The following is a 23,389-nucleotide window of genomic DNA, read 5'->3' as shown; positions in this document are numbered from 1 at the left end:
TTAAGCTTGATTAAGGATAGTTTTCACTGCTTCGATAAAAGAGCTTTTATGCCTTTTTAGGGTTTCTTCATCTACGCAAAAAGAGAGTCTTATATGGTTTGATACACCAAAACCACGCCCTGGGACAGCCAATATCAAGTGTTCTTTTAGTTTTTGACAAAAGGTAACATCATCCATCGGGACTTTAGGGAAGATAAAAAGTCCACCCTTAGGTTTAACAAACTCAAGCCCTGCCTCTTGTAGCATCTCACAGATAAGGTCTCTTCTTCTTTGATAGATAATAGTTTCTACCTTTGCAAAAGCACACTCTGCAGCCAACCTTTGGGCTAAAGCCGGTGCGTTTACAAACCCTAAAATTCTATTACAAAGAATTAATCCCTCTAAGATGAGTTTCTTGGGTTGTATTTCAGGATGCACGGCTACAAAACCTATCCTTTCTCCTGCAAGGGAAAGTTCTTTAGAAAAGGAATAGGCAATAAGACTGTTTGGATAGTGTTTAAAAATAGAGGGTACCTGATGGTTATCGAAAACTAAATTTCTGTATGGTTCGTCAGAAACTAAATATATAGGGTGTCCAAAGATTTTACTTTTTTCTGACAGAAGTTTAGCAAGACTTTTTATTTCTTCTTCGGTATAGATTTGTCCTGTGGGATTGTTAGGAGAGTTTATCAGGACTATTTTGGTCTTTTCAGTAATATTTTGGTCTAAAGCTTCAAGGTTAAGAGAAAAATCCGGATTGGTAGACACAGGTTTAGGTATTCCTTGATGGTTTTCTGTATAAAAAAGATACTCTACAAAAAAGGGAGAAGGAAAAATCACCTCTTCTCCTGGGTTAAGGAGGGTTTTAAAGATGACGTTTAAAGCACCGGCTGCACCACAGGTCATGATTATGTCTTCGGAGGTAAGCGTGACCCCTTGTTCTATACTCACCTTTTTAGCCATTACCTCTCTTACAAAAGGAAATCCAGCATTAGGCATGTAACGATGAAACGATGGTTCATAATTTTCTATAATTTTTTGCAAAGTTTCTTTTACTTTAGGTGGAGGGGGAAGGTCTGGATTCCCTAAGGTTAGGTCTAAAACCCGGTCCTCTCCATGAGTCTTCTTTAGTTTTATTCCTTCTTCAAACATCTTTCTTATCCAGGAACTTCTTTCCAGATAGTCTTTAATTTGCTGTGAAACCATAGGTTTTCTCCTTGAGATCCTTATAGATTTTTAAAAATTTCTGGCGTAAACCCTGAGGTTTGGGATATTTCCCATAGGGTTTCAAAAGCTTTTAAAATCAACGGGTCATCTATATAAAATCTATACCCAAAGCAGGCTGAGTTTACCGAAGGAATAAGCACTTGCCCTTCCATCCAGTCAAACTGCAAAACCAAGTGTTGATGGACAAATCCTTCCTGAAAGGTGAGGGTCATAAGAGTTGGATCAAACCACTCAACCGTCCATAGATGGGTGTACACATATACATTAGGTTGGTTAGGGGGAGAAAAGCTAGCCTTTTCAAAAGGCAGGTTTTTTAGTTGATTTAAAATTTCATAAGATATAGGTTGGGTTGCTCGATTGTCTATAAGATGTTTGTTTCCTTCTCCTAAATATAAAAAGTATTCCTTAGTTGCTCCTCCTTCAGTCGAGAGAATTTCTACCCAAGCAGGTTTGGTAAGGTATAACCTTACGGGAGGCGCTTTATGCTTAACTCTATCATACAAAGAAAGAAAGTGAGAAAAATGAAAAGGAAGGTCTGGAGGTGGTTCGTCATGTTCATCTTTGGCTTTAAAAATTAAAAAGTTAAAGTCAGGTGAAAGAAAAATAGACTGATCTTTGGTTTTTTGACGAGATTTTAAGTATCTTAAAGCCTCTAATTTTTGATACACCTGTTAAAACCCTCCGAATTTAATTTTTAAATAAAAATTTTAACATCTTATATAAAAAGAAAAAGGGTTGTCCATGAATTTTTAGAGTTTACATAGCTAAAGTTTTTTTTTATCTGTCCGATAAGAATATACAAAAAGAAAAAAACAAAAAAGGAGGTGCCAGATATGGCAGTTAAAATTAACTTTAACGAAGCAGCTGCTCAGACCCACACAGCTTTATTAAGAAACGAGCGTGCTATGAACAAATCCTTACTGAGGTTGTCTACAGGAGTCAGGATTTTGAATGCGGCAGACGACTCGGCAGGACTTTTTATTGCGGACATGCTTGGAACAGTTGCAAAGGGATATGACCAGGGTAACCGTAACATTCAGACAGGTATTTCCGCTTTGCAGATTGCGGAAGCTTCAGCAGGACAGATCTTTGACAAACTTCAGGAGATTTATGTAAGAGCGCAGAATGCAGCAAACGACATTAACGATCCTACGGCAAGGCAGGCTTTACAACAAGAAATCAGAAACTTTGTGGATGCTATTCAAAAGATAGGTGCTGATACAGAGTATAACGGAATAAAACTTTTGGATGGCACATTTAAAGACAAATATATTCACTACGGTGCAAGACTTGAACAGACAGTATATCTGTCAGTAGATGATGTTAGGGCACAAAGTTTAGGTGCTCATATGATAAAGACCAGCGGAAATAAAGTTGCAGCTAGTGACGTTTTAACAACTCTTACTGATGTAGTATCTGGAAGTAATCGAACCATAACAGTTGGTGGTAGAGTAATTGATGCAACTATACAAAGTGGTACTAATTATATTTTAGATGCAGGGTATATGGCAGAACAGATTAATTCTAATCTCAGCGACATAGGTTTTAAGGCAAAGGCCATAAATGTTAGTATTGGTGAAAAATATACAGCGATAGCTGATGTTTCAGACACAGCTACTCTAACTTTTTATGTAGGAGATAAGTCTTTTAGTTTTAATGCAGAGACCACAATATCTCTTGATGAACTTGTAGAGACGATAAACCGTGAAGCAGCAACTGCTGGCGCAGACCTTACTGCCTCAACCGATGCAGGAAGACTTGTTCTTACCTCTTCTAAAGGTTATACTATTGGTGTTGAAATTAGCCTTGCAAGCGGAACAACAGGTACTATTAATATCAATCAGATTGTTAATGACTTAGAAAATGCTTCTGCAGGAACCATTCAAGCTCAAACTAGTGCAACCGCTTCTGCAGTAAAGGTTGGAGACCTTTATATTGCTAATGACAAGGATTTTACCTTGGATTTAGGATCAGTACCTAACACCGCCTTAGGAGATTTTGAAATTGGCTCAGACACAGGATCCCAGTTTAAGAATCTTTATTCTATAGATGTGATTTCAAATGAGGGAGCAGAGGCATCGATGCTTATTGCTGAGGTAGCGTTGAGGAAGGTTGATACCATAAGGGCCCAGATTGGTGCAACTATGAACAACCTTCAGTCTATTTTTGACAGTCAAAAGGTTGCTTATGACAACACCAAGGAAGCTGAGTCAGTGATTAGAAATACAGACTATGCAAAGGAGATGGCAGAGTTTACGACCTATCAGATTCGTATGCAGGCAACAATTGCAATGCTTGCTCAGGCTAATACTTTACCTCAACAGGTGCTTCAGTTGTTGAGGTAGTAAGATTTAGGGTGGAGGCAGGATAATTCCTGCCTCTGCCCTTGTTTAAACTTAAGAAAGGGGCGGGTCTAAACCCGCCCTTTTTTATTTTTTTCTGTCCTTTTCTGTCAAAAAGTTTATAAATCAATCGTTTTGTTTTTCTCTTGATAAATAAAAAAATCGTGCTATAATCAAAAATTAATGTAAGTACTTACTAAAAAGGATGATAAGATGGGCAAAAATACAAAAAAAAGACTTCTCGAAGCTGCTTTAAAGGTTTTTTCAGAGAAAGGGTTTTTAGGTGCAACCACCAAAGAGATCGCTAAACAGGCTGGGGTAGCTGAGGTAACTCTTTTTAGGCATTTCGGTTCTAAGGAAAATCTTTTTGCAGAAACCATAAATCAGTATTCTTTTTTACCTAAACTAAAAGAGATCTTGCCTGAGATAAAAACTGAACCTCCAGACATTGCTTTAAAGAAAATAGCTCGAGAGTTTTTAAACGTTCTTGAGTCTAAGAAAAACTTGATACGGATCATGTATACAGATTTTTACCGATATCCTGATTATATAAAAAAGATTCACGAATCCATCGTAGAAAGCATCATAGAACTTATATCTTCATATTTTAACGAGTTAATAGAAAGGGGTATTTTTAGAAGAGTAAATACACAGTTTGCAGCGAGAGCCTTTTTAGGGATGTTTTTTTCTTACTTTTATGCTAAAAAAATCAAAGAGTTTTTAAACATCAGAAAAAATGATTTGGAAGAAATTATAAACTGTTATGTCGACCTTTTTATAAAAGGAATTGAACTTAAACCAGAGTCGGAGGCATAGGCTATATGTTGAGGATATTAAGTTTTATATTCGCTATAATGTTAAGCCTTTCTGGTTGTGCTAAAAAAGATGCAGAACAACCTAAGGCTACGATAGTACCTGTAACTGCCTATCAGGTTCCTCAACCTAAAGACCATAAGGTTGAATTGGTCTATCCTGGCAAGACTAAAAGTATTTCTTTCGTAACGGTATCAGCAAGAATTACAGGGGTATTACAAAAGCAGTATTTTAAGGAAGGGGATTTTGTTAAAAAGGGTCAGGTACTTTTTTTGATAGAACCTGATTTGTATGAAGCTAATTATAAAAGCGCAAAGGCTAACTTAGAAAGAGCCCTTGCTGAGTATGAGAAAGCAGAAAAAGACTGGAGAAGGATAGAGGCATCCTTTAAAGCAAAGGTAGTAAGTGAGCAGGAAAGAGATTTTGCCCTTTCTGCTTACAAAACCGCCAAGGCAAACGTCGAATATGCTAGGGCTCAGTTAAGACAAGCAGAGATAAACTTAGGCTACACCAAAGTCGTCGCCCCGGTTTCTGGTATTGTAGGACAGAGAATGGTAGACGTAGGTAATCTGGTAAATCCTGGTACGCCTTTGGTAACGATAAACCAGATAGACCCTATTTATGTAGATTTTTCTTTTCCTGATAGAGATTTAGTAAAATTAGGGTTTGAGATTACCAAAAAGGGACTTATGGGACTAAAAGGTCTAAAACTTAATTTAATCCTTGAAGGTAAATCTTATCCTTATTCAGGGGTGATAGATTTTATAGATACCATCATCGATGAAAAGACCGCGTCTGTTAAAGCCAGGGGACTTTTTAAAAATCCTGAAAGGATTTTACTTCCCGGACAGTTTGTGCAGGTTGTAGTAAAAGGTATCACAAGAAAGAACGTAATCTTAGTACCTCAAAAGGCTGTGTTTCAGACACCTACTGGTCCGGTGGTTTGGCTGATAAAGGACAACAAAGTTCAGCCTCAGCCAGTAAAACTTGGAGAAACTTCAGACGAGTATGTAGTGATAGAAGAAGGCCTTAAACCAGGAGATATTATAGCTTTAGACAACTTACTTAAGCTCAAGCCAGATGTGCCTGTAAAGGTGGAAAAGGTGGTTGGAGAATAGGTATGATTTCAAAGTTTTTTATAGAAAGGCCGAGGTTTGCGGCAGTAGTTTCTATCTTTTTTGTTTTGCTTGGGATTTTAGCTATACAAGTACTTCCTATCCAAGAATATCCAGCCCTTACCCCTCCTCAAATAATGGTTAGAACTGTTTATCCTGGGGCAGACGCCGAAACTGTTTTAAAAACAGTAGTTACTCCTTTAGAAGAAAGTATAAATGGTGTCCCTAAAATGATTTATATGTCAAGCACTGCTTCTTCAAGCGGTGATGTTAACATAAGTGTTTATTTTGAGGTTGGGACTGATGTTAACGTTGCGAAGATGGATGTAAACAACAGGGTACAAATGGCCTTGAGTAAACTTCCTGAAGAGGTAAGAAGACAAGGAGTTCAGGTGAAAGAACTTTCCCCTGATATTGCTCTAGCAGTAGCGTTTATCTCTCAGGGGGGAGTAAGAAGCCCGGTAGAAATTTCTAACTTCGTTTTGATAAACGTGGTAGAAGAGTTAAAGCGTATACCTGGGGTTGGAGACGTTGTAATTTTTGATGATAAAAGTTATTCTATCAGGGTTTGGTTAAAACCAGATAAACTTGCTAAATATGGTTTAACCCCGATAGAAGTAGCCCAAGCTATTGCGTCTCAAAATCAACAGTTTTCTGCAGGAGGTATAGCTCAAGAACCTACAGATAAGGCTTATAGTTTTTCTTACACCGTAAAAGGAGATCCAAGGTTTGAAAAGGTTTCTCAGTTTGAAAACATCATCTTGAGGTCAAATCCTGATGGGTCTAAGCTCCTTTTAAAGGACGTAGCAACCGTAGAGTTAAGTTCAGAGAACTTTAACAGACAGTCTTTTTATAAGAAAGATCCTGCTATCCCAGTAGGTATTTTTTTAGCACCCAATGCTAACCTTTTAGAAGTAAATAAAAAGGTAAAAGAGACGTTAAAAGAACTTTCGCATAACTTTCCAGAGGATATAAAATTTTATTATCCTTATGACCCAGCTCCTTATGTTAAGGAAGCTATCAAAGAGGTTATCCTTACTTTTGTGATAGCTTTAGTTTTGGTAGTGTTTGTTATCTATCTTTTCTTAGGGAGTTTAAAGGCTACCATCATCCCTGTACTTGCCATACCTGTTTCCATCATCGGAACATTTGCTGGCATGTATGCCTTAGGTTTTTCTATCAACCTTCTTACTCTTTTTGGTCTGGTATTAGCCATAGGGCTTGTGGTAGATGATGCCATCATCGTTATAGAAAATGCAGAGAGAATAAAAAGGGTCAAAAGGCTTCCTTCTAAAGAAGCAACCATCGAGGCTATGCAAGAGATAACAGGGCCTATCATAGCTATAGTCCTTGTTCTTTCTGCGGCTTTTATCCCTGCAGCCTTTTTAGGAGGTTTTACCGGTGCTTTTTATCGTCAGTTTGCCGTAACCATCGCTATTTCTATGATCCTCTCTGGAATTGTAGCTCTCACACTGACCCCAGCCCTTTGTGCAAGATTTTTAGAGGAAGAGCATAAAAAGATGCCTTTACCTATTAGATTGTTTAATCTATTCTTTTTTAAAAGTAGAAAGTGGTTTGTAAACACAGTTAAAAATTTTCTTAGATTTGTACCGATAGGAATAGCGGTATTTATTTTTGTGGTAATAGGAACTATATTTTTTATCAAACGTCTACCTACAGGACTAGTGCCTTTTGAAGATAATGGTCTTCTTAATATCTTTACTAACCTACCTCCAGGATCTTCATTAAAAAGAACGATAAATGTTGCCAACGAAATAAGAGATACCTTAGCCAAAACCAAAGAAATAGAGGAGTGGATAAACATAGCAGGTTTCGATTTGCAAACTTTTGGTTTTAAAAGCGATTCTTTGACTACTTTTATTCGTCTAAAGGATTGGAAAGAAAGGAAGGGTAGAGAACATTCTTCATTTGCTTTGGTTCAGAGATTAAATCAACAATTTGCGAAAAACCGGGAGGCTTTAATCTTTGTAGTAAATCTACCTCCTATTAGAGGCATGAGTTTGGTAGGTGGTTTTGAAATGTATATCCAGGATAGGTCAGGAAGACCTCTTTCTGACCTTTATAAATATGTTCAAGAGATAGTGGCTAAAGCTAATCAAAGGCCTGAACTTACCGCAGTTAGAACTACTTTTGTTCCTAATGTTCCTACTTATAAGGTTACAGTTGACAGAGAAAAAGCTAAGGCCTATGAGGTAGATGTAGATGAAGTTTATCGTACTTTAAACATCGTGTTTGGTAAATACTATGTTAATGATTTTAACCTTTACGGTAGAATTTTTCATGTTAACTTAGGTGCAGAAGGTGAATATCGTGATGATTTAAGAGATTATAGTTATGTCTATGTTCGCTCAAAAAATGGAAACTTAATCCCTATCAGTAGTTTGATCAAAGTGGAGTTTATCCCAGACTCTCCTATTTTAGAAAAATTTAATATGTTTGTAAGCGCTAAAGTTTTGGGAACTCCTAAGCCTGGATATACTTCAGGTGATGCTATCAAGGCTATTTCTGAGGTAGCTAAAGAAGTTTTACCTCCAGGATATACGATAGCCTGGGCAGGAACGTCTTATCAGGAGGTCAAGGTACAAACTAAGGGTAATTTAGCCCTTATATATGCCTTAATTTTTATTTATCTTATCTTGGTTGCGCTTTATGAAAGCTGGAGTGCTCCTCTTGCCATCCTCTTAAGTGCACCTTTTGCCCTTTTTGGGGCAGCCTTGGGATTAAATCTTTTTGGTTTACAGAATGACATATATTTCCAAGCAGGGCTTCTGGTTTTGATCGGACTTTCTGCCAAAAATGCTATTTTGATCGTTGAGTTTGCAGAAGAAAGATTAAAACGTGGTATGGGGTTGGTTGAAGCAACGATAGAGGCCGCTTATCTCAGGTATAGACCGATTATGATGACCTCCTTTGCTTTTATTGCCGGGGCTATACCTCTTATGTTTGCAAGTGGAGCCGGAGCTAACAGCAGAATGATCATCGGAACCACCGTGGTTATGGGAATGACCTTTGCAACGTTGTTTGGGGTTTTCTTTATACCTCTTTTTTATTACGTGGTGGTAAAATTAAGAGAGAGATTTTCTAAAATAACGGGAAGAAAATGAAAAGATCTAATTTAGCAATTTTAGTGTTAAGCATATTTTTGGTTTTTGGTTGCTCTTTAGCCCCAGAGCTTAAGAAGCCTGATCTACCTTTACCTCAGAGTATTAGGTTAGAAAATGGACCCATTAGTTTAACAGATAACTGGTGGAAAAACTTTGATGATCCTTACTTAAACCAGCTGGTAGAAGAGGCCCTAAAAGCAAACGATGATCTTATGATCGCGCAGTCTCGTGTGGAACAAGCCTTAGCTATGCTTGGCAACCTAAGGGCTCAGCTTTATCCTTATTTTGGTTATCAAGGTCAGGCTGAAAGAGGTAGAAATTCTGAATATACTGGTCCTCTTGGAGGTAAAACAGATTATTCCTTTTCTCTCTCTGGTTTGGTGTCTTATGAGATAGACCTTTGGGGTAAACTTAGAAATCAAGAAAAGGCAGGTCTTGCAAGGCTTTTATCTGCTAAAGCTAACCAAGAAGCTTTAAAAATCAGCCTGATTGCAAACGTAGTCTCTACCTATTTAAACCTAACTTCAACCACCTTGCAACTTAAAACCGCCGAAGATTACGCCGAAAAGCTTAGAGAAACTTACGAATATAGAAAAACTCAGTTTCAAAAAGGTTTGGTTAGCAAAATAGTTGTAGAACAGGCTAAGGCAGAGTATGAATCTGCCAAATTAACGGTAGAAACTTTGAAAAATCAAAGAGAAGTTTTGAAAACTGTTTTGTCCGTCCTTTTAGGAAGAAGTCCTAAGGAGATTTTTGAAAAAAATTTTTTGGTAAGGCAGGATTTACCTCAGCCTTTAAAACCTCCCTCAGTTTTACCTTCTGAAGTTTTGGTGCGCAGGCCTGATATCATCGCGGCAGAAGAGACCCTTAAAGCCGCTAACTTTGAGATAGGTGTAGCCAAATCAGCCTATTTTCCGAGTATTTCTTTAACAGGTGCTTTAGGGTATAAAAGTAATGAGTTGTCAAACCTTATTACACATTCAGCCTCTTTTTGGAATCTGGGACTTTCTTTAGCAGGACCGATACTTGATTTTGGTAGAACTAAAAGCCAGGTAGAACTAAAAGAGGCTCAAAAGAGGGAGGCTTTGTATACCTATGTAAAAACCGTAAAAACTGCTTTTAAAGAAGTATATGATGCTTTGGTAGCCATAGAAACAGCAGAGAAAAAGTTGGAAGTTCAAAAGGAGCGATTAGCCTCTTTAGAAAAGGTTCTTTCCCTTTCAGAAAAAAAGTTTGAACAAGGGTTGATTGATTATTTGGTGGTAATTGATGCTCAGAGAAACTATCTCAACGCTAAGCTTAACCTAATCCAACTACAAACAGACCTTCTTAATGCCTATGTTAATCTTTACAAAGCCCTTGGAGGCGGTTACTCTTATAAAGAAAACTTCAACTTTAATGGAAAATAAAGTCTACTTAAAAGAAGAAGATTTAGGCTTTCAACCTAAGTGGTCTGAGATTTTTAACAATTTAAACCCTATTTATGTAGAGATAGGTATAGGAAACGGAGAGTTTATCGTTCATTTAGCCAAAACTTACCCTCATTTTAACTTTGTTGGCACCGAGTTTTGCCGGGAGGTTTTAAGAAAGGCTTTAAAAAGGGCAGAAGGAGAAGGTCTTTCAAATTTAAGACTCTTACCGATGGAAGGGACCAAACTTCTTATTAAAGGGTTTACTTCAGAAAGTATCTCTGGACTTTATCTTAATTTTCCAGATCCTTGGGATAAACGTAAGAAAAGACGAAACAGGTTAGTTAATGAAGCGTTTGTATGGTTGCTTGCAGACCGGCTTAAAGAAGGTGGATTTTTTCGGATGGCAACAGACCATAGACCTTATATTGAAGAGGTAGTAAAATTATTTACCAGTAATGAGGCTTTTTCCCCTCTTTGGGGAGAACTTATAAGAACTGAGATAGAAGATTTTTATCCTACTAAATATGCAAAAAAATGGCTCTCTCAGGGCCTTCCTTTATATTTTACCGGGTTTAAAAAGATAAAAAAGGTTAGGTTGCCTGATTGGGTAAAAGAAAAATATCCGTTATTAAGATTAACGAAGGAGGATTATGTGCCCATAATAAGTGTGTTGAAGGTAAAACAATTGCCAGATTTTCGAACTTTGGTTAAAGCAATACCTAAGGACATTTTATACCAAAGCGAAGGAGATTTGATAAAGGTTTTAGATGTTTATACCAAAGAAGATGGGTTACTTATAGACCTCATAGTGTTAGAAAAGAGTCTGCAACAACGGTTTTTTGTAGCTGTAAATCCTTATGAAACCAGAGGGATTCTTATTTCTGTTCATAGTTCAGACCATCCTGACCCAACAGATGGAGTCCACCTTGCTATCTCTTTGATAACTCACAAAATCTGGTCTTTTTTACCTGAGGCTGAGCTAATAAAAACTACCTGTAAAACTAAACTTTTTAACCTAAGCAAAACTTTAGTATAGCCTTACAAATTAATTTTATGAGTACGCTCTATCAAACAATTGCGTTAATGGAGTAAGATTAAAGCTATTCTTTATTTTTCTTCTCACTAAAAATGGAATAGCCACCGAATTTAGAGGTTTTCCCCTGTTCGTTTATAATTGCAGATATTTTAAGCAACTCAGACCACTTACCAATCACCAGATTATTTTTAAATAAGGAAGATTTCTACATTCAGTAGAAGCAAACAAACTATACTTTCCGTTTTTATTCAAACGCGTCGCAATCCCTTTTTAAGTAGGGCAGGTTTCTACAAAAATAGAGGCTGATGGAGAGGGTTGAGGTAATTGGTCGCAATCCCTTTTTAAGTAGGGCAGGTTTCTACAAATATTTTATCCAATTAGAGAACGGGGATATAGTGTCGCAATCCCTTTTTAAGTAGGGCAGGTTTCTACGAAATACACTCAGTATGTGTTGAATAAGGAATGTAAGGTCGCAATCCCTTTTTAAGTAGGGCAGGTTTCTACTCTTACCCCGTGGAACCCTGATAAAATCTAACTTTTTAAAGTTTAGTATAAAACTAAATTTTAAAAAATAGCCCTTTGAAATGCTGATAAAATCTATGTTTGAGAGTCAGGGATAACAAAAAATTTTTACATAAAATCAATAACTTATAAAGATACTTTTTAGCTACTTTAATTGCAAATGAGACTCAATAAAATACTTCTAAAAACACCCTTCTTTATGTCGCATAAAATCTTATTTGTAGGGAAGGGCAAAAAATGTTTATTTGTTTACCAAATATACTTACACACACCCTTGAAAAAGTTATGCTAGCCCCTTAAAGCTCAAGATTGCCCCTGCCCTGTAGCCTATTCTCTTGTCAAAGACCTAAGATATATTAAAAATTATAATATAAAACAAAATTTTTACAAGATAAATAGTTTAAAAATATAATTTTGAAAAGTAGGGAGGGGTTTAGAGTCTAATTTGTAATGGTTGTGATGAGCCCGCGTGGTTAAATAAAAATGTGAAAAAATAATTCCCTTGAGACTAAGGAAAAATGCCCGGGGCCGGACTCGAACCGGCACGGGGCGGAAACCCCAGTGGATTTTAAGTCCACAGCGTCTACCAATTCCGCCACCCGGGCGAAAAACCTGTATACTTTTGTAAATATTACTCTAAAAATCTGGTTTATCAAGAGGTTCTCACCTTGTTTTTTGCCAGAAAATGTTTTAAAATTTTATCGTACTTAAGCCATGTTAAAAGAACTTAGTATTAGAAATTTGGTGTTGATAGACGAAATCTCGCTTAACTTTGATAAAGGATTTATTGTTTTTACCGGAGAAACAGGGGCAGGAAAATCTTTGGTGATAAAGGCAATAAGGCTCCTTTTAGGAGATAGGTTTAGTCAAGACTATCTGAAACCAGGGGCTAAAGAAGGAGAGGTAGAAGCCCTTATCTGGGGAGGCGATTTTCTATACCAAAGATTAAAAGACTTAGGATATCAAGAAACAGATGAGATACACATCCTCAGGGTTTTTTCTCCAAAAAAACAAAGAGTTTTTATTAACGGAGAACCAGCTTCTTTAACAGACCTTAGCTACCTAACCAAAGATTTAATCCTTCTTACCAGTCAGCACGAATTTTACACCCTTATTGATCCCGAAAAACAGTTAGAGCTTTTAGATGAGTTTGCTGATTCATTTAGTCTTTTGAAGGCTTATAGAGAGGCCTTAGCTCGTTATAAAGAAATTTCTTCTCAAGTTTTGGCTTTAGAAAAAAAACTTGAGGATCTCTCCGTTAAAAAAGATTTTTTACTTTTCCAGATAAAAGAGCTTGAAGACCTAAAACCCGATCCTGAGGAAGAAGAACAACTTAGAGAGGAAAGAGAAAAACTTAAAAACCTTACGTTTTTAAAAGAACAGTTAGACTTGACATCAAAAAGTTTAGAAGAGACTACCTCAAACCTTTATCAGGCTTTATCTTCTTTAGAAAAAATAAGTAGTTTGGATAGAGTTTTTAAGATTTATGCTGAAAAAACCTCAGGGTTTTATTATGAAATTAAAGAGATTTTAAGAGAAATATACACCTATTCCAGAGGGCTTCCTGAAGATAGTTCCCTTTTAGACCAAATAGAAACAAGGCTTTCTCAATACGAAAAATTAAAAAAGAAATATCAGCGAGACACCAGAGGCTTGCAAAAGTTATTAGAGGAACTGAGAGGTGAGTTAAACCTTCTTGAGTTTGGGAGAGAGGATTATGAGGATTTAAAGAAAAAGCAAGAAATAGTTTTAGAAGAAGTCTTAAGCTTAGCTAAAGATTTGTCGTTGAAAAGAAAAGAGGGATCTTTAGCCCTAACTAAATTATTAAAAGAAGAGCTAAAAGAACTTGGGATGGAAAAGGTTGAGTTTTTGATAGAAGTTAACTCTAAAGCACCTGAAGGAAGTAACCTTGGTTCTTATGGGCTTGATGAGGTGAGATTTCTTTTTTCATCTAATCCAGGGATCCCTCCAAAACCTCTTGAAAAGGTAGCTTCAGGAGGAGAACTTTCTCGTATTTTTCTGGCTATTCAATCAATCATCCAGACCAAACAGACACCTAAAACAGTAATTTTTGACGAGGTAGACGTAGGTATAGGTGGGATTACCGCGAAAAAAGTAGGTGAAAAACTTAAAAAACTTTCGGAAAATACGCAGGTAGTTTGTATTACCCATCTTCCTCAAATAGCAGCCATGGCAGATCATCATTTTTTAGTAGAAAAGTACTCAGATCTTGGAGAAACCAAAGCGGTGGTTAGACCTCTTGAGAAAGAAGAAAGGCTTAAAGAGATCGCAAGAATGTTAGGTCATCCTGAAAACCTTGAGTTAGCTCAGCAGTTTTTAAGGGAAAGTTCTTAGATGGGAAAGGCTCTTTTGTTATTTTCAGACGGGCTTGACAGCCTTCTTGCTGGCCTTGTCTTGAAGACTCAAGGGATAAAGGTTATACCTGTTAAATTTATTACCCCTTTTTTTGGTTGGAAATACAAAAAAAATCCTGAGATTTTTTATCAAAAGAGTTTAGAGCTGGGGTTTGAAAAAGGATTGGTTTTAGACATTACGGAAGAATATCTTCAGATTTTAAAAAAACCAAGATATGGGTATGGAGATTTTGCTAACCCTTGTTTAGACTGTAAAATTTTGATGGTTAGACTTGCTAAAACCTTACTTTCTGAACTTGGGGCTGATTTTATAGCCACTGGAGAGGTAGTAGGACAAAGGCCTATGAGCCAGAATCGACAGGCCTTAGAGACTATAGAAAGAGATGCAGAGGTAAAGGGAATACTGCTTAGACCTTTATCTGCTAAACTTTTGGAACCTACTATCCCTGAAAGGGAAGGTTTAGTAGACAGGGAAAAACTTTTAGACCTTCAAGGTAGACAAAGAAAACCACAGCTTGAGCTGGCTAAAAAATGGGGGATAAAGGAGATACCAACACCTGCTGGAGGGTGTTTATTGACAGACCCTCAGATAGGCTCAAGGGTGTTGAAAGTTTTGAAAGAAAAAAGACTTCTCACCTATAAAACCGCTCAACTTCTTTGCTTGGGAAGACATTTTTTAGAGGAAAACCTTTGGGTTATCCTTGGTAGAAACCAAGAGGAAAATCAGACAATCCAGGAGATAGTCGAAAAAGAGTTTCCTCTTTATATGCTTAGTCAAAGTTCTCCTGTTGCCTGTGTGGTTGAAGGAAATCCTCCTGTAGAGTTTATTAGAGAACTTCTATTAAAATATGCACCTAAAGCAAGAAAAAGGTTGGCTGAGGGAGAAGCCGTAGAATGTATAAAACTGTAGTGCTACTTACGGATTTTGGTATCAAAGACCATTATGTAGGGGTAGTTAAGGGAAAAATATTACAAGAACTTAATAGAAAAGGAGTGAACATAACAAGTCTTCAGTTTATAGACCTTTGTCATGAAGTATCCCCTCAAGATGTAAGACGAGCAGCTCTTACGTTGTTTTTTTCTTATCGTTATTTTCCTGAAGGCACTGTTTTCCTCTGTGTGGTTGACCCAGGGGTAGGTACAGAAAGAAAGGCTTTAGTGGTTAAAACCGATAAATATTTTTTTGTAGGGCCTGATAACGGGATTTTTTCATTAATCTATCAGACAGAAAAGTGTATTCCCTATGAGATAGAGGTTTCTAAAGTTTTACGTCCTCCTTATAGCAAGACTTTTCATGGAAGAGATCTCTTTGCTCCGGTTGTATCTTTTTTGTTAGCAGAGGAACCGTTAGAGAGTTTTAGCCAAAAAATCTCTATGGATACTTTAGTTAAGCTTGAGTTTAAACCTCCTCAAAAAACCGAAAAGGGATTAAAATTAGCTATTTGGTATGTGGATCAGTTTGGCAACTTGATTACTAACCTTAGTCAAGAGCTACTTAAGGCAAAGAACAAGCCTTTTAAAATTTTGGTTAACCATCGGGAAGTTCCTTTGGTCAAGACCTATGGTGGGGCCAAGAAAGGGGAGTTGGTAGCTTTGTTTGGGAGTGAAGGATTGTTGGAAATAGCTATAAATCAAGGGTCAGCAAAAGAGGTTTTAGGGGAACCTGAAATAGAAATTATTTTTGAAAACGAGGGAGTTTAATTATGAAGGTGTATTTTATAGGAATTGGTGGTATAGGGATGTGTGGAGTAGCTGGACTTTTAAAACAGTCTGGGTATGAAGTTTTTGGTTCAGAAAAAGGAGAAATTTATCCTCCTGCTTCAGACATTTTAAAAAATTTAGGAATAAAGGTTCTACCTTTTGATCCAGAAAACATAGTTAAAATAAAACCTGACTGTGTGATCGTAGGAAATTCGGTAAAGGCTAACCATCCAGAGCTTTTGAAAGCCCAGAAGTTAAACCTTCCGTTGTACTCTTTCCCTCAATTTCTCGAAAAGAATTGGTTTAATGGGAAAAAAGTATTGGTGTGTGCAGGAACCCATGGGAAATCAACCACCACCGCGCTTCTAAGTTATTTAATGAAAAGAGGTGGCTATTCTCCTTCTTTTTTGGTAGGAGGGGTGTTGAGGGATGAAGAGAAAAATTTCGGTTATGGTGAAGGGGAATGGATGGTGATAGAAGGAGATGAATATCCCTCTGCCTCTTTTGATAGAGTGCCTAAGTTTTTTCATTATAAGCCCTATGCAGTTATTTTGACAAGCTTAGAATATGACCATGCAGACGTATATTCTAATCTGGAGGCTTTAAAAAAGGTTTTTATAGATATGATAGAGCTTTTACCTGAAGATGGTTTGTTGGTGTATAACGGGGATGATATAAACCTTAATGAGGTTGTTAGCAAAGCAAACCTTAAAGCTAAAGCCGTCAGTTATGGGAAAGGAGAGGCAAATGATTTTAGGTTGCTTAAAGTTGATAGTTTTTTAGATAATCAAGGGTTTATGTCTATTTTTGAGTTTAGTCAGGCTTATAAAAAAGAGGCTTTTCAAGTAAGCTTGGTAGGAGAATATAACGTGTTAAACACCTTAGGGGTGATAGCCTTGCTAAAAGGGTTAGACCTTTTTAACGAGGACATAGAAGAGGGATTAAAAACCTTCCCAGGGATAAAAAGAAGACAAGAGATAATCTATAGGGATAAAGACCTTGTGGTAGTAGATGATTTTGCTCATCATCCTACAGCTGTAAGATTAACTGTAGGTGAGCTTAAAAAAGCGATAAAGCCTGAGCTTACTGTAATATTTTTTGAACCCAGGACCAACTCAAGTAAGCGCAAAATTTTTCAACAGGATTATGTAGAAAGTTTAAGTATAGCAGATGTGGTTTACCTTAAAACACCTGCAGGTATAGAAAACGTTCCTTCAGAGGATAGAATAGACCTTGATAGGATGGTAGAAGAGATTAAACTTAAAGGTAAAAAGGCTTTTAAGCTTACTGAGGAATTTTTCTCCTATCCACGGTTTGAATGGCTAAACTATCTGGGAAAAAAGCTGGTAATATTTATGTCTAGTGCTTACATGGAAAGAGAAATAAAAGGTTTTTTAGCCCAACTCTCTTGATGACTCTAGCAGAAGTTTCTATATTTTTTACCAAAGATAGTATCGAAAAAATTAGACATCCTACCGTTGTGTCTGAATGTGAGAGAGTAGATTTTGAGTTTAAGCACAAAGTAGTTTATTACAATTCAAGATTTCTAAAAGAATTTATCTATCTTCTTAAAGATGACGAAATAGTCTTTTTAGAAGAACTTTTTGGTCCGGTTTTTGACACGTTTGGGTTGACTTTTTTTACTTTTGAAAATAACTTTTATTACCTGTTCAACCTACCTATCAATCCTAACTATACGATACACGTATTTATTCAGGAAAAAGACTGGTTTAGGTTCCCATACTGGATTAATACTGAAAGGCTTGCCAGTTTAGGAAGGATGGCAGGAGAGATTTCTCATGAGCTTAAGAATCCTTTAAGTGGTATTCTTTTGTATGCCAGCATGTTAAAAGAGGAAATAGGAGAGGTTCCTACTTATCAAACCTGGATCGATAGGATTATTAATCTGACCGAACGATGTAGAAACATTATCAACGGACTTTTAGCTTTTGGTAGGCCAGAGGAAGAAAAGAGAGAATGGGTAGACTTAAACCTTAGTGTTAAAAAAGTGTATGAACTACTTTCTGAGTATCCTATGTTTAAAAACGTAACTTTTACGTTTAAACTACAAAAAAACCTACCTAAGGTATATGTTAGTCAAAAGCAGATAGAACAGGTGTTTTTTAATCTTTTTATCAACGCAGCCCAGGCGATGAAAGGAAAGGGAGAAATTATTGTAGAAACCTCTGTCAAATATGATACGGTTATCATAAAGGTAAAAGACACCGGTCCAGGTATACCTCCAGAAATTATGCCTTTTATTTTTGATCCCTTTTTTACTACTAAAGAAAAAGGTGAGGCTACAGGTCTAGGCCTTTCTATTTGTTATGGTATCATTAAAAATCATGGAGGTAGGATCAATGTTTATAACCTGAAAGAAGGAGGGGCTTGTTTTGAGATCCTTTTTCCCTTACCAACCAGGGAGACCTTGAGAGAAGATGCGATATAAAGGAAGGATTTTAGTGGTAGACGATGAAATAGATATAAGAGAAGGATTGTCTATCTTTTTTCAAAAAGAAGGTTATCAGGTAGATAACGCTGAAAATAAGAAAGAAGCTCTGGAACATTTTTCTAAGAAAGAATACGATGTAGTTTTTTTGGACCTAAAACTTCCCGATGGAAATGGTTTGGACCTTTTAAAAGAGTTTTTAGAGATAAACTATGAAAGCCAGATTATCGTTATTTCTGCCTATGGTAACATAGAGACAGCTGTTTCTGCTATCAAGATGGGGGCTTTTGATTTTTTAGAAAAGCCCTTTTCAGTCTATCAGGCTAAGGTAGCGGTTGAAAAAGCTATAGAGAAAAAAAAGCTTCTCTTAGAAAACCTTTATCTTAAACTAAGCCTGAAAGAAAAAGAAGAAAAGATAAACTTTGTAGGAGAAGACCCAAAGATAAAACAAATTCTTGAAAAGGCTAAAATTATCGCTTCTACCGACTGCACCGTTCTTATTACTGGTGAGTCAGGTACAGGTAAAGGGCTTTTAGCCAAAAAAATTCACGAAATGGATTTAGTTTATAAGGGCCCTTTTGTATGCGTAGACTGCGGGGCGGTAGTGCCAACTCTTTTTGAAAGTGAGCTTTTTGGACATGCTAAAGGCGCTTTTACCGGAGCTCAGCAAGCTAAGATAGGAAAAATAGAGTTTGCTCAAGGTGGAGTGCTTTTTCTTGACGAAATAGCCAATATTCCTTTAGACCTTCAAGCCAAACTTCTAAAAGTGGTAGAGGAAAAGGAATTTTCTCCTGTAGGTAGTTTAAAGGTGATAAAAGCCAACGTAAGAATCATAGCCGCAACCAACAAAGACCTAAAAGAAGAGGTTAAAAAGGGAACTTTTAGAGAAGACCTTTACTATCGTTTAAACGTGGTAAACCTTCACTTGCCTCCTTTAAGGGAACGAAAAGGAGATATATTACTTTTGGCTAACTATTTCTTAAAATACTTTTGTGAAAAATATAAAAAGCCTATGAAAATTTTCTCTCCTAAAGTTTTATCGCTTTTTATGGATTATCACTGGCCAGGAAACATAAGGGAACTTAAAAACTTAATAGAAAGATTGGTTATTTTTTCTACCAAAGAGGAAATCACAGAAAAAGATTTGCTTTTAGCAGAATTTGAGCCTCTGGTTAAAGAAAAAAGGACAGAAGAATTAACAAAAGAATTGGTTACTTCAAATGGGGAAGAGATCGTTCCTGTAGAAGAGATAGAAAAGCAGTATATAATTAAAGTTCTTAAGCAGCTTAACTGGAACAAAAGTTTAGCCGCTAAAAAATTAGGGATAGACAGAAAAACCCTAACCCTTAAGCTTAAAAAATGGGGATATGATAAACAACTGTTTTAGGTCATTGGTTATGTGAAATATTTCTCTTAACCTTAAAAATATTTATTTTTAAACTATTTTAGTTATTATTTAAATTTTTAAAATAGGGAGGAGATTTATGGAGCTTGAGATTCAGAGAGCTATTGTAAAGTATGGAATGGAGGACCTTTACGAGTATAGTGAGGTAGACGCACTAATAGTAGGGGCAGGGCCTTCAGGTCTTACTTGTGCTAAATATTTAGCTGAAAAGGGCTACAAGGTAGCGGTTTATGAAAAAAGGTTGTCTTTTGGTGGGGGGATAGGTGGTGGAGGTAACATGATACCTAAGATAGTGGTTCAGGAGGAGGTATTACCTATAGTAGAAGATTTTAAGATAAAATGTCAAAAAGCAGATAAAGGCTTATATGTAGTTGATCCTGCAGAACTTATAGCTAAACTGGCTACAGGGGCTTTAGATGCAGGCGCCAAATGTTTTCTTGGGGTTTATGTAGAAGACGTAATCGTTAGAGATAATCCACCTAAGGTTTGTGGGGTTTTGTGGAAATGGACAGCTATAGAAATGGCAGGATTACATGTAGACCCACTTTTTACTGCTTCAAAAGCTCTGGTTGATGCCTCTGGTCATGGGGCAGAAATAGTCCAGATTGCTGCTGAGAAAAACCCAGATCTAAACATTTTTATCAAAGGAGAAAGGTCAAACTGGAGCGAAGTCTCTGAAAGATTGGTGGTAGAACATACAGGGAAGGTAGCAGAGGGTCTATATGTTACAGGGATTGCTGTTTGTGAAATTTTTGGTTTACCAAGGATGGGACCGATTTTTGGCGGTATGCTTATGAGCGGTAAAAAAATCGCAGAGGTTATAGCAGCCGACCTTTCTAAAAAAGCATAAAATTTCAAGGAGATACAAATACAAAATATACGATAAATATACATAGGGGGTTCGATGCCCCCTAAGTTTTTATCAATTTGATTGTTGAGTTAAGCTTTCTTTTAAGGTTTTAGCTATTTTTAGGTTAAAGCCAGGAAGTTTGGCGATTTTTTCTAAAGGGGCTTGTATTAACTCTTCTAAATTTTTAAAATGAGAAAGGAGAATTTCTTTACGTTTAGGTCCTACCCCTTTGATTTTATCTAAATAGCCTGATAAATCTTGTTCTCGTTTTTTCTTTTCAGCAAAGGTTTGGGCAAACCTGTGGGCTTCTTCCATTACCCTTCCGATAAAATGAAAAACCTCTTTATACTTAGGTAAAAACACAGGATTTTTTCTCCCAGGGATATAAATCTTTTCTGGTTGTCTCTTTTCGTTTTTAGCTACAGCCCTTACTTCTAAGTCTGTTATGTTAAGGTCTTCGAGTACCCTTAAGGCAGTTTCTAAATGTCCTTTTCCTCCATCTATCAAGAATAAGTCTGGTAGGGTTCCTTCTTCTAATCCTCGTCTTAATCTTCTGTATAAAACTTCATAAAGCATCGAATAGTCATCTCTACCTGCTTCTTTGATATTATACCTTCGATAAAAACTTTTATCTGGTTCTCCTTCAAAAAAACATACGGTTGCACCAACCTTAGCTTCTCCATAAAACTGCGAAAGGTCGATGGCTTCTACCCGTTGAGGTTCCTTAGAAAGCTTTAGAACTTTTTTAATCTCTTCTGAAAGGCCTGCATACCAGGGTTTCTCTCTTCTTTTTTCTGAAAGGATATATTCTTGCAAGTTTTTTAAGGCGATTTGCTTTAAAACGATAAATTCTTCTGAGTTAGGATGTATCAACAGTTTTATTTTATGTCCTGTGCTTTCTGTGAAGACTTCTTCTAAGTCTTCTTTCTCTTCTATTTCCTGCGGGAGATAAATTTCTGGAGGAATAATCTTTCCGTCAAGATAAAACTGGATTAAAACCTCTTTTAGGGCTGAACCTTCAAGAGGGGTTTTAACCTCAAAGGTCTGAAAGCCATATAGATAACCATGTCTGATAAAAAGGACGATAAAGTATTCTTTGTTTTCTGTTTTTTGGTTTAACCAGAAGTCCAAGTCTGCCGTTTCTTGAAAAACTACTGCTTGCTTTTCCAGGATGTTTTCAAGGTCTTTTAATCTATCTCTTAAAAAGGCTGCTCTTTCAAATTCTAAGTTTTCGGCAAGTCTTTCTATTTCTTCCCGTATCTTTATAGCTAGCTTTTTCCCTCCCCCTTGAAAGAATTCTATCACTCCGTTTACTAATTTTTGATATTCTTCCCTAGAAATAGGTTTAACACAAGGAGCCAAACATTTTTTGATTTGATAGTACACACAGGGAGTTTTTCTCCTTTTCATTTCTGAGAGACTGCATTTTCTTAGGGGAAAGATATTAGAAAGAAGCTTTAATACCTCTCTTAGCCCACGAGTAGAGGTAAAGGGTCCAAAATACAGGGCTTTATCTCCCTTTTTTCTCCTCCGAACAATCTGTAAAGAGGGATATTCTTCTTGTAAACCCAACCTTAAAAGGGGATAATTTTTATCATCCTTTAAAAGGACGTTATATTTAGGGCGGTATTTTTTGATAAAATTAGCTTCAAGTAAAAGAGCTTCCTTTTCTGTTTGAGTAAGAAAGTATTCTAAATCTTCGGCAGTTTCTACTAACCTTTGAATTTTAGGAGAAAGAAGAGGTCCTTTTACATAGTAAGACAACCTGTTTTTTAGGTTTTTAGCTTTTCCTACGTAAAGGACCTCTCCTTTTTCACCTTTAAAAAGATAAACCCCTGGAGATTCCGGGATTTCTTTCAGGTTTATCGTTAACATCTTTCATGTTAAAGTTCTACTCCTTCTTCGGTATACTTAGCCACTAAATCTCCAACCTCAGTAGTAGAATAACCCATCTGTCCAGCAGCCATACTTTTTAAATGGTCCCTACACACCTTAATAACTGCATTTTCTATGGCTTTGGCCGCTTCTTCTTCTCCAAGGTGTTCTAACATCATCATACCTGCACAAATGGCAGCCAAGGGGTTAATTACGTTTTTTCCTGTATATTTAGGGGCAGAACCACCGATGGGCTCAAACATAGAAACTCCGTTGGGGTTAATGTTTCCTCCAGCAGCAATACCCATGCCACCTTGTATCATGGCTCCAAGGTCGGTGATGATATCACCAAACATGTTGTCTGTAACGATTACGTCAAACCATTCAGGATTTTTTACAAACCACATACAGGTGGCATCGACATGGGCATAGTCTTTTTCTATGTCAGGATATTCTTGTCCTACCTCTTGAAATACTCTATACCACAGGTCAAAGGCATAGGTTAGAACATTGGTCTTTCCCACTAAAGTAACCTTTTTCTTTTTATTTCTTTTTCTGCAGTATTCAAAGGCAAACCTGATGCACCTTTCTACACCGTATCTGGTGTTTATGGATTCCTGTATAGCTACTTCATAGGGAGTCCCTTTTCTTAAAAAGCCACCTCCTCCTGCATAAAGTCCCTCTGTGTTTTCTCTAACTACCACGAAATCTATGTCTTCTGGACCTTTATCTTTGATAGGAGTCCAAACCCCTGGATAAAGTTTTATCGGCCTAAGGTTAACATACTGGTCAAGCTCAAACCTGATCCTTAATAATATTTCTTTTTCAAGAATTCCAGGTTTTACCTCAGGATGCCCTATTGCTCCTAAGTATATGGCATCATGTTTTTTAAGCTCCTCAATACCCCCCTCTGGGATAGTCTCTCCGGTTTTAAGATATCTTTCTCCTCCCCAGTCAAAGAAGTTCCAGTCAAATTTTAGGTTAAACCTTCTGCCTGCAGCTTCTAAAACTTTTATTCCTTCTCTTATGACCTCAGGCCCTGTTCCATCTCCAGGAATGACGGCTATTTTGTAAATCTTTTTTACTTCTTGTACTTCTTGAGAAGCTCGTTTTTTCCTTTTACAAGTTCCACCTTTTTTAGCCATTTTAACTCCCTCCTTACT

At 36.9% G+C, this 23,389-nt stretch carries 17 protein-coding genes and 1 tRNA gene; 13 read left to right on the top strand and 5 right to left on the bottom strand.

Features of this window, described 5'->3' with window-relative positions:
- Both H529_RS0102720 and H529_RS0102715 read right to left on the bottom strand, forming a co-directional pair.
- On the bottom strand, window positions 1–1,185 hold the full coding sequence (locus H529_RS0102720) for a pyridoxal phosphate-dependent aminotransferase (RefSeq protein WP_022855032.1): 1,185 nt from the start codon (window positions 1,183–1,185) through the stop codon (window positions 1–3).
- A gap of 20 nt (window positions 1,186–1,205) precedes the next feature.
- A complete protein-coding gene (locus H529_RS0102715; protein WP_022855031.1) occupies window positions 1,206–1,874 on the bottom strand; it encodes a hypothetical protein in 669 nt (222 codons plus the stop codon).
- Window positions 1,875–2,039: 165 nt separating this feature from the next.
- On the opposite strand from H529_RS0102715, the gene H529_RS0102710 reads away from it, so the two are divergent.
- From H529_RS0102710 to trmB, 6 genes are all read left to right on the top strand, one after another.
- Window positions 2,040–3,551, top strand: coding sequence for a flagellin N-terminal helical domain-containing protein (locus tag H529_RS0102710; RefSeq protein WP_022855030.1), 1,512 nt, complete (start codon window positions 2,040–2,042; stop codon window positions 3,549–3,551).
- 210 nt (window positions 3,552–3,761) lie between these two features.
- A complete protein-coding gene (locus H529_RS0102705; protein ID WP_022855029.1) occupies window positions 3,762–4,364 on the top strand; it encodes a TetR/AcrR family transcriptional regulator in 603 nt (200 codons plus the stop codon).
- 5 nt (window positions 4,365–4,369) lie between these two features.
- The gene (locus tag H529_RS0102700; RefSeq protein ID WP_028843009.1) at window positions 4,370–5,479 is read left to right on the top strand and encodes an efflux RND transporter periplasmic adaptor subunit; all 1,110 of its coding nucleotides are present in this window, start codon (window positions 4,370–4,372) and stop codon (window positions 5,477–5,479) included.
- 2 nt (window positions 5,480–5,481) lie between these two features.
- Window positions 5,482–8,601 carry an efflux RND transporter permease subunit gene (locus H529_RS0102695; RefSeq protein WP_022855027.1) on the top strand — a complete coding sequence of 1,040 codons (3,120 nt, stop codon included), beginning with the start codon at window positions 5,482–5,484 and terminating at the stop codon, window positions 8,599–8,601.
- Entirely contained in the window at window positions 8,598–10,010 is a 1,413-nt protein-coding gene (locus tag H529_RS0102690; RefSeq protein ID WP_022855026.1) for an efflux transporter outer membrane subunit, read from the top strand. Before H529_RS0102695 ends, H529_RS0102690 begins: the two co-directional genes overlap by 4 nt.
- Window positions 10,000–11,049 carry a tRNA (guanosine(46)-N7)-methyltransferase TrmB gene (gene trmB, locus H529_RS09910; RefSeq protein WP_022855025.1) on the top strand — a complete coding sequence of 350 codons (1,050 nt, stop codon included), beginning with the start codon at window positions 10,000–10,002 and terminating at the stop codon, window positions 11,047–11,049. Before H529_RS0102690 ends, trmB begins: the two co-directional genes overlap by 11 nt.
- Before the next feature lie 1,041 nt (window positions 11,050–12,090).
- On the opposite strand, the gene H529_RS0102680 is transcribed toward trmB, so the two are convergent.
- A tRNA-Leu gene (locus tag H529_RS0102680) sits at window positions 12,091–12,176 on the bottom strand.
- A 109-nt stretch (window positions 12,177–12,285) separates the two neighbouring features.
- Between H529_RS0102680 and recN the strand changes: the two genes are divergently transcribed.
- The 7 genes from recN (at window position 12,286) to H529_RS0102645 (ending at window position 20,351) form a co-directional block, all read left to right on the top strand.
- Window positions 12,286–13,926 (top strand): DNA repair protein RecN, encoded by a 1,641-nt coding sequence (gene recN / locus H529_RS0102675; protein WP_022855024.1) that lies wholly within the window; start codon window positions 12,286–12,288, stop codon window positions 13,924–13,926.
- The gene (locus H529_RS09905; RefSeq protein ID WP_022855023.1) at window positions 13,927–14,856 is read left to right on the top strand and encodes a hypothetical protein; all 930 of its coding nucleotides are present in this window, start codon (window positions 13,927–13,929) and stop codon (window positions 14,854–14,856) included.
- On the top strand, window positions 14,841–15,647 hold the full coding sequence (locus H529_RS0102665; protein WP_022855022.1) for an SAM hydrolase/SAM-dependent halogenase family protein: 807 nt from the start codon (window positions 14,841–14,843) through the stop codon (window positions 15,645–15,647). The genes H529_RS09905 and H529_RS0102665 overlap by 16 nt, the downstream gene beginning before the upstream one ends.
- A 2-nt stretch (window positions 15,648–15,649) precedes the next feature.
- On the top strand, window positions 15,650–17,059 hold the full coding sequence (locus tag H529_RS09900) for a UDP-N-acetylmuramate--L-alanine ligase (protein ID WP_022855021.1): 1,410 nt from the start codon (window positions 15,650–15,652) through the stop codon (window positions 17,057–17,059).
- Window positions 17,059–18,096: a sensor histidine kinase gene (locus H529_RS09895; RefSeq protein ID WP_022855020.1), complete on the top strand. Its 1,038-nt coding sequence runs from the start codon at window positions 17,059–17,061 to the stop codon at window positions 18,094–18,096. The genes H529_RS09900 and H529_RS09895 overlap by 1 nt, the downstream gene beginning before the upstream one ends.
- Window positions 18,086–19,483, top strand: a complete 1,398-nt coding sequence (locus H529_RS0102650; protein ID WP_022855019.1) for a sigma-54-dependent transcriptional regulator — start codon at window positions 18,086–18,088, stop codon at window positions 19,481–19,483. Before H529_RS09895 ends, H529_RS0102650 begins: the two co-directional genes overlap by 11 nt.
- A gap of 97 nt (window positions 19,484–19,580) precedes the next feature.
- Window positions 19,581–20,351, top strand: coding sequence for a sulfide-dependent adenosine diphosphate thiazole synthase (locus tag H529_RS0102645; RefSeq protein ID WP_022855018.1), 771 nt, complete (start codon window positions 19,581–19,583; stop codon window positions 20,349–20,351).
- A 72-nt stretch (window positions 20,352–20,423) separates the two neighbouring features.
- Here H529_RS0102645 and uvrC read toward each other — a convergent pair whose 3' ends face one another.
- Both uvrC and H529_RS0102635 read right to left on the bottom strand, forming a co-directional pair.
- The gene (uvrC, locus tag H529_RS0102640; protein WP_022855017.1) at window positions 20,424–22,226 is read right to left on the bottom strand and encodes an excinuclease ABC subunit UvrC; all 1,803 of its coding nucleotides are present in this window, start codon (window positions 22,224–22,226) and stop codon (window positions 20,424–20,426) included.
- Between the two features lie 8 nt (window positions 22,227–22,234).
- The gene (locus H529_RS0102635; protein ID WP_022855016.1) at window positions 22,235–23,371 is read right to left on the bottom strand and encodes a 3-isopropylmalate dehydrogenase; all 1,137 of its coding nucleotides are present in this window, start codon (window positions 23,369–23,371) and stop codon (window positions 22,235–22,237) included.
- Window positions 23,372–23,389: the final 18 nt, after the last annotated feature.

Source organism: Thermodesulfobacterium thermophilum DSM 1276 (assembly GCF_000421605.1).
Classification (GTDB): Bacteria; Desulfobacterota; Thermodesulfobacteria; order Thermodesulfobacteriales; family Thermodesulfobacteriaceae; genus Thermodesulfobacterium; species Thermodesulfobacterium thermophilum.
This window is presented reverse-complemented; position numbering and strand designations above follow the sequence as displayed.